3 rRNA genes are annotated in these 5,268 nt (G+C 58.0%); all 3 read left to right on the plus strand.

Annotated features, from left to right (window positions below):
- Positions 1–85 precede the first annotated feature (85 nt).
- Positions 86–1,605 (plus strand): 16S ribosomal RNA (locus tag IEY99_RS33610).
- 375 nt (positions 1,606–1,980) lie between these two features.
- Positions 1,981–5,089: ribosomal RNA gene (locus IEY99_RS33615) — 23S ribosomal RNA — on the plus strand.
- Positions 5,090–5,204: 115 nt separating this feature from the next.
- Positions 5,205–5,268: ribosomal RNA gene (gene rrf / locus IEY99_RS33620) — 5S ribosomal RNA — on the plus strand; the annotation flags it as partial.

Raw genomic sequence — 5,268 nt, forward strand, 5'->3', positions numbered from 1 at the left:
ATTTACCCCGGCCAGGCGTTTGTGATGTCTGGTGGGATTCCTTTGGCAGCATTTTTGTTGCCGGGATGAGTTTTTCAACAGGTTTTTGTTGGAGAGTTTGATCCTGGCTCAGGACGAACGCTGGCGGCGTGCTTAACACATGCAAGTCGAGCGGAAAGGCCCCTTCGGGGGTACTCGAGCGGCGAACGGGTGAGTAACACGTGAGCAACCTGCCCTGGACTTTGGGATAACCCTCGGAAACGGGGGCTAATACCGGATACGACCTGCGCCCGCATGGGTGTGGGTGGAAAGTTTTTTCGGTCTGGGATGGGCTCGCGGCCTATCAGCTTGTTGGTGGGGTGATGGCCTACCAAGGCGACGACGGGTAGCCGGCCTGAGAGGGCGACCGGCCACACTGGGACTGAGACACGGCCCAGACTCCTACGGGAGGCAGCAGTGGGGAATATTGCACAATGGGCGGAAGCCTGATGCAGCGACGCCGCGTGAGGGATGACGGCCTTCGGGTTGTAAACCTCTTTCAGCAGGGACGAAGCGTAAGTGACGGTACCTGCAGAAGAAGCGCCGGCCAACTACGTGCCAGCAGCCGCGGTAAGACGTAGGGCGCGAGCGTTGTCCGGATTTATTGGGCGTAAAGAGCTCGTAGGCGGCTTGTCGCGTCGACTGTGAAAACCCGCGGCTCAACCGCGGGCCTGCAGCCGATACGGGCAGGCTAGAGTTCGGTAGGGGAGACTGGAATTCCTGGTGTAGCGGTGAAATGCGCAGATATCAGGAGGAACACCGGTGGCGAAGGCGGGTCTCTGGGCCGATACTGACGCTGAGGAGCGAAAGCGTGGGGAGCGAACAGGATTAGATACCCTGGTAGTCCACGCTGTAAACGTTGGGCGCTAGGTGTGGGGGGCCTCTCCGGTTCTCTGTGCCGCAGCTAACGCATTAAGCGCCCCGCCTGGGGAGTACGGCCGCAAGGCTAAAACTCAAAGGAATTGACGGGGGCCCGCACAAGCGGCGGAGCATGCGGATTAATTCGATGCAACGCGAAGAACCTTACCTGGGTTTGACATCACTCGAAAACTCGCAGAGATGCGGGGTCCTTCGGGGCGGGTGACAGGTGGTGCATGGCTGTCGTCAGCTCGTGTCGTGAGATGTTGGGTTAAGTCCCGCAACGAGCGCAACCCTCGTTCGATGTTGCCAGCGCGTTATGGCGGGGACTCATCGAAGACTGCCGGGGTCAACTCGGAGGAAGGTGGGGATGACGTCAAGTCATCATGCCCCTTATGTCCAGGGCTTCACGCATGCTACAATGGCCGGTACAAAGGGTTGCGATACCGTGAGGTGGAGCGAATCCCAAAAAGCCGGTCTCAGTTCGGATCGGGGTCTGCAACTCGACCCCGTGAAGTCGGAGTCGCTAGTAATCGCAGATCAGCAACGCTGCGGTGAATACGTTCCCGGGCCTTGTACACACCGCCCGTCACGTCACGAAAGTCGGCAACACCCGAAGCCGGTGGCCTAACCCCTTGTGGGAGGGAGCCGTCGAAGGTGGGGCTGGCGATTGGGACGAAGTCGTAACAAGGTAGCCGTACCGGAAGGTGCGGCTGGATCACCTCCTTTCTAAGGAGCGACTAGACCGTGAAAGCGGTCCAGTAGCCCGCACCGCCCGAGCGTGGTGGTGGGGTGCTCATAGGCGGAGACACTGGTTAATCGGACACCGGCAACGGTCACTGTTTCTAGTACACGCAGCGTGCTGCGACGGAACGAGATGGTGGTGCGGCTGGAGTCCGGTGGTGGGCACCCTGTTGGGTCCTGAAAGAACAACCGTGGGTTGTTGTTTCGGATCTTCGCCAGGCATGACCTGGTCGTCCATACCGTTCGGCAGAGCCGGCCCTGTGTGGGTTGTGTTCGTTGGAGTCTGGTGGGTGGCTGTGGGGTTGTGGGTTGGTTGTTGGTTGAGAATTGCACAGTGGACGCGAGCATCTTGTTTTCTGTGGTTAAGTTGTCAAGGGCGAACGGTGGATGCCTTGGCACCAGGAGCCGATGAAGGACGTGGGAGGCCGCGATAGGCCTGGGGGAGCTGTCAACCTAGCTGTGATCCCAGGGTGTCCGAATGGGGAAACCTAGCACGAGTCATGTCGTGTTACCTGCATCTGAATTCATAGGGTGTAGGGGGGAACGCGGGGAAGTGAAACATCTCAGTACCCGTAGGAAGAGAAAACAACAGTGATTCCGTGAGTAGTGGCGAGCGAAAGCGGATGGAGCCTAAACCGTGCGCGTGTGATACCTGTCAGGGGTTGCGTGTGCGGGGTTGTGGGATCCGTTGGCCGCATCTGACAGTGTGGCGGGGAGTTACAAAGTTGCTGGTTAGTCGAACGACGTGGGAAAGTCGGCCGTAGACGGTGAGAGCCCGGTAGGCGAAAACCTGTGACCTCCTGATGGATATCCCGAGTAGCAGCGGACCCCTGTAATCTGCTGTGAATCTGCCAGGACCACCTGGTAAGGCTGAATACTTCCTGGTGACCGATAGCGGACAAGTACCGTGAGGGAATGGTGAAAAGTACCCCGGGAGGGGAGTGAAATAGTACCTGAAACCGTTCGCCTACAATCCGTCAGAGCCTTTCGGGGTGATGGCGTGCCTTTTGAAGAATGAGCCTGCGAGTTAGTGGCATGTGGCGAGGTTAACCCGTGGGGGGTAGCCGTAGCGAAAGCGAGTCTGAAGAGGGCGTTTGAGTCGCATGTTCTAGACCCGAAGCGGGGTGATCTAGCCATGGGCAGGTTGAAGCGTGGGTAAGACTGCGTGGAGGACCGAACCCACCAACGTTGAAAAGTTGGGGGATGACCTGTGGTTAGGGGTGAAAGGCCAATCAAACTCCGTGATAGCTGGTTCTCCCCGAAATGCATTTAGGTGCAGCGTCGCGTGTTTCTTGCCGGAGGTAGAGCACTGGATGGTCTAGGGGGCCTACAAGCTTACCGAAATCAGCCAAACTCCGAATGCCGGTAAGTGAGAGCGCGGCAGTGAGACTGCGGGGGATAAGCTTCGTAGTCGAGAGGGAAACAGCCCAGATCACCAGCTAAGGCCCCTAAGCGTGTGCTAAGTGGAAAAGGATGTGGGGTCGCATAGACAACCAGGAGGTTGGCTTAGAAGCAGCCATCCTTTAAAGAGTGCGTAATAGCTCACTGGTCAAGTGGTTCCGCGCCGACAATGTAGCGGGGCTCAAGCACACCGCCGAAGCTGTGGCACTCACACAATAACTCCGCGCCGGAGCGTGTCTTCGGTGTGCAGGTGTGTGGGTGGGTAGGGGAGCGTCGTGTAGCGGGGGAAGCGGCGGAGTGATCCAGCCGTGGACGCTACACGAGTGAGAATGCAGGCATGAGTAGCGAATGAAGGGTGAGAAACCCTTCCGCCGGATGACCAAGGGTTCCAGGGCCAGGCTAATCCGCCCTGGGTGAGTCGGGGCCTAAGGCGAGGCCGAGAGGCGTAGTCGATGGATAACGGGTTGATATTCCCGTACCCGCAAAGGAGCGCCCACGACGAACCTCACTGTACTAACCACGCGAAGCGCCGGCGACCTTCGGGTCAAGGGTGTGGAGTCTGGGACCTCGGTGGGTAGTAGTTGAGCGATGGGGTGACGCAGGAAGGTAGCTGATCCCGGCCGGTGGTTGTGCCGGGGTAAGCGTGTAGGCCGGTGCGTAGGCAAATCCGCGCGCCATGAGGCTGAGACGTGATGCCGAGCCGATTCAGGTGAAGTCAGTGATCCTATGCTGCCGAGAAAAGCCTCTAGCGATGTTCCGAGCGGCCCGTACCCCAAACCGACACAGGTGGTCAGGTAGAGAATACCGAGGCGACGGGCGAACTGTGGTTAAGGAACTCGGCAAATTGCCCCCGTAACTTAGGGAGAAGGGGGGCCGGACGCGTGAAGGCACTTGCTGCTGGAGCGTGGTATGGCCGCAGAGAGCAGGGGGAAGCGACTGTTTACTAAAAACACAGGTCCATGCGAAGTCGTAAGACGATGTATATGGACTGACGCCTGCCCGGTGCTGGAACGTTAAGGGGACCTGTTAGCCTTTCGGGGCGAAGCGGAGAACTTAAGCGCCAGTAAACGGCGGTGGTAACTATAACCATCCTAAGGTAGCGAAATTCCTTGTCGGGTAAGTTCCGACCTGCACGAATGGCGTAACGACTTCCCCACTGTCTCAACCACAGGCCCGGCGAAATTGCAGTACGAGTAAAGATGCTCGTTACGCGCGGCAGGACGGAAAGACCCCGGGACCTTTACTATAGCTTGACATTGGTATCTGAATGCAATTGTGTAGGATAGGTGGGAGCCGGTGAAGCTCGGACGCCAGTTCGGGTGGAGGCAATCTTGAAATACCACTCTGTTGGATTTGGGTATCTAACTTGCGGCCCTGATCGGGTCGAGGGACAGTGTCTGGTGGGTAGTTTAACTGGGGCGGTTGCCTCCTAAAAGGTAACGGAGGCGCCCAAAGGTTCCCTCAGCCTGGTTGGCAATCAGGTGTTGAGTGTAAGTACATAAGGGAGCTTGACTGTGAGACTGACAGGTCGAGCAGGGACGAAAGTCGGGACTAGTGATCCGGCACTTGCGTGTGGAAGCGGTGTCGCTCAACGGATAAAAGGTACCCCGGGGATAACAGGCTGATCTTCCCCAAGAGTCCATATCGACGGGATGGTTTGGCACCTCGATGTCGGCTCGTCGCATCCTGGGGCTGTAGCAGGTCCCAAGGGTTGGGCTGTTCGCCCATTAAAGCGGTACGCGAGCTGGGTTTAGAACGTCGTGAGACAGTTCGGTCCCTATCCGCCGTGCGCGTTGGATACTTGAGAAGGGCTGTCCCTAGTACGAGAGGACCGGGACGGACGAACCTCTGGTGTGCCAGTTGTCCCGCCAGGGGCACGGCTGGTTAGCTACGTTCGGAAGGGATAACCGCTGAAAGCATCTAAGCGGGAAGCTCGCTTCGAGATGAGGTATCCCACCACCATCGAGTGGGTAAGGCCCCCAGCTAGACGACTGGGTTGATAGGCCGGAAATGTAAGCCAGGTAACTGGTTCAGTTGACCGGTACTAATAGGCCGAGGGCTTAACCACACCAAACTTGATCCTCTGCGTCCACTGTGTGATTCACAGCAAACAACCACCCCACCACACCACCCGAACCATGGTGGTGTGGTGATGGGGAAGTGGTTGTACCGCTGACAGCTGTTTCGGTGGTCATAGCGGAGGGGAAACGCCCGGTCTCATTCCGAACCCGGAAGCTAAGCCCTCCA

Source organism: Couchioplanes azureus (assembly GCF_014648355.1).
Classification (GTDB): domain Bacteria; phylum Actinomycetota; class Actinomycetes; order Mycobacteriales; family Micromonosporaceae; genus Actinoplanes; species Actinoplanes azureus.